The following is a 1,674-nucleotide window of genomic DNA, read 5'->3' on the forward strand; positions in this document are numbered from 1 at the left end:
CAACCACACCTCACGGTCGCGACGTGCGACACAGTAGGCAAACACACCCCGGAAGGAATCCCCGAAGAGAACGCGCCAGTACCGGCGTGTGAGCTATGGAACGCATTAGACGACGACGATTTGAAGCGCGAAAAGGAAATTCGCGAAGAGGAAGGGGAACCGATCCCTGACTTCTTAGCTGATACGTGACGGATTATTCAAGGTATCTTCTTTTATTTGGGTAACTAATATGTCGTCATGCCCAACCGCCGAGAGTATATCGCTAGCGTAGGTGGCGCGGCTTTCCTATCAGGTTGTTCAACTGAACAAGAGGAACGGACGCCTAATGAAACATCTACGTCAGACAACGGGGATCAACCTACAAACGATACGGCAGATGAGTCAGATATTGATCTGATATTTGACACCGCTGAATGGTTTGAGGAAGGTTTTGTTGCTGAGTTTATTGTTACTAACCGCGACAGTATCGCAGTTCAGTCACTAGAGATTATTGTGGATTGGTATGATGACGATGGTAATTTCATTGATTGGGATTCAAAAAGCGTACCAGCACTCAAGCCAAACAGCTCTTGGTATCTTCATGTGGAGAAATCTGGGGAGGTTCCTGCTGATTCTTTTGAAGTGACCGCCCGTTTCATCGGACGCAAGCAAAGTATTCCGGACAATTTAGAAATACGATCAACCACCGTTGAGAATCCTGAGACGCTCTCTGGAATAATTTCAAATATGCGAGATTCTGAGATTGGTGTCCTATTAGTCGCAACAGTTTATGATAACGATTGGTTGACCCATGTAGGAAGGGTCTCACAATCTCGAATCCCCCCAGAGACTGACTGGCAGTTTCGTGTCCCGATTCAATCCGTGGATGCCGATTTCTCCCCACCGGGTAGTGACATTGCACTGTTTATATCTCAGTTGTAACTATACAGAGTACGCTCTTGTGGCGTAGATTGTTGATACAGTTCTCCCGAAGAGAGTGAGGATCAGTCGATCACATCGGGTTAGAGTAAGCGTCTGCTTGGAGAGGATGTGCAATCAACCCAAGCAGACAGCGAGATAGAGGAAGAGCACCTGCTTAATTTTGTCGTCAACAGCCTCGAAGGAGAACTTCCGGTAGACCTCGACGAGAACGTAGAGGTCACGACAGAGACATTGTACGAGGTCCTCGCCGGCGCCAGCGCCGGCGGGACCTCAATCAATCACGTCTGCGAAACGACCGATGACTCACCGCACGCCAATACCGTCCGTGGACATCTCACCGATCAGTTCGAGCTTGACTCGGTTGAGGAGGTTGGAGACACGCTGCTTCAACGAGATACGCTCGAGACACTTCCGGATCGACCGGTGGAGGTCTGCGCAGACCTCCACCTCGATCCCTACTACGGTGACGAGGACGAAACCGAGGCTCTGTACTCCTCACAGGCTAAGCGTGGAACAACAACGTTTCACGCCTATACGACGCTCTACGTGCGGGTACGCAACAAGCGGTACACGCTGGCGGTTCGCCAGCTCGTCGCTGGCGAAACCACCAGCGATGTCCTCGGTGAGTTTCTGGAACTTCTTGACGGCCTTGACCTCAGCGTCAAGGCCGTCTACCTTGATCGCGGATTCTACAACAGCACCTGCCTCAAACTGCTGTACGCGCACAACTACGCCTATGCGATGCCAATCGTC

General features: G+C 51.0%; 2 protein-coding genes and 1 pseudogene. All 3 read left to right on the forward strand.

All coding sequences use genetic code 11. The features are described from left to right. Window positions 1–189: hypothetical protein (locus J2751_RS15415; protein WP_209487333.1), on the forward strand; the 189-nt coding region annotated here is incomplete at its 5' end. 48 nt (window positions 190–237) lie between these two features. Further along, window positions 238–921, forward strand: coding sequence for an FxLYD domain-containing protein (locus tag J2751_RS15420; protein ID WP_209487336.1), 684 nt, complete (start codon window positions 238–240; stop codon window positions 919–921). Window positions 922–1,029: 108 nt separating this feature from the next. After that, a pseudogene (locus tag J2751_RS15425) lies at window positions 1,030–1,674 on the forward strand (ISH3 family transposase); the annotation flags it as partial.

This window comes from Halorubrum alkaliphilum (assembly GCF_017873815.1).
GTDB lineage: Archaea > Halobacteriota > Halobacteria > Halobacteriales > Haloferacaceae > Halorubrum > Halorubrum alkaliphilum.

Excerpts from the sequence above, each read along its gene's own strand:
- J2751_RS15420 (WP_209487336.1), top strand. The coding sequence starts at position 238 with ATGCCCAACCGCCGAGAGTATATCGCTAGCGTAGGTGGCGCGGCTTTC.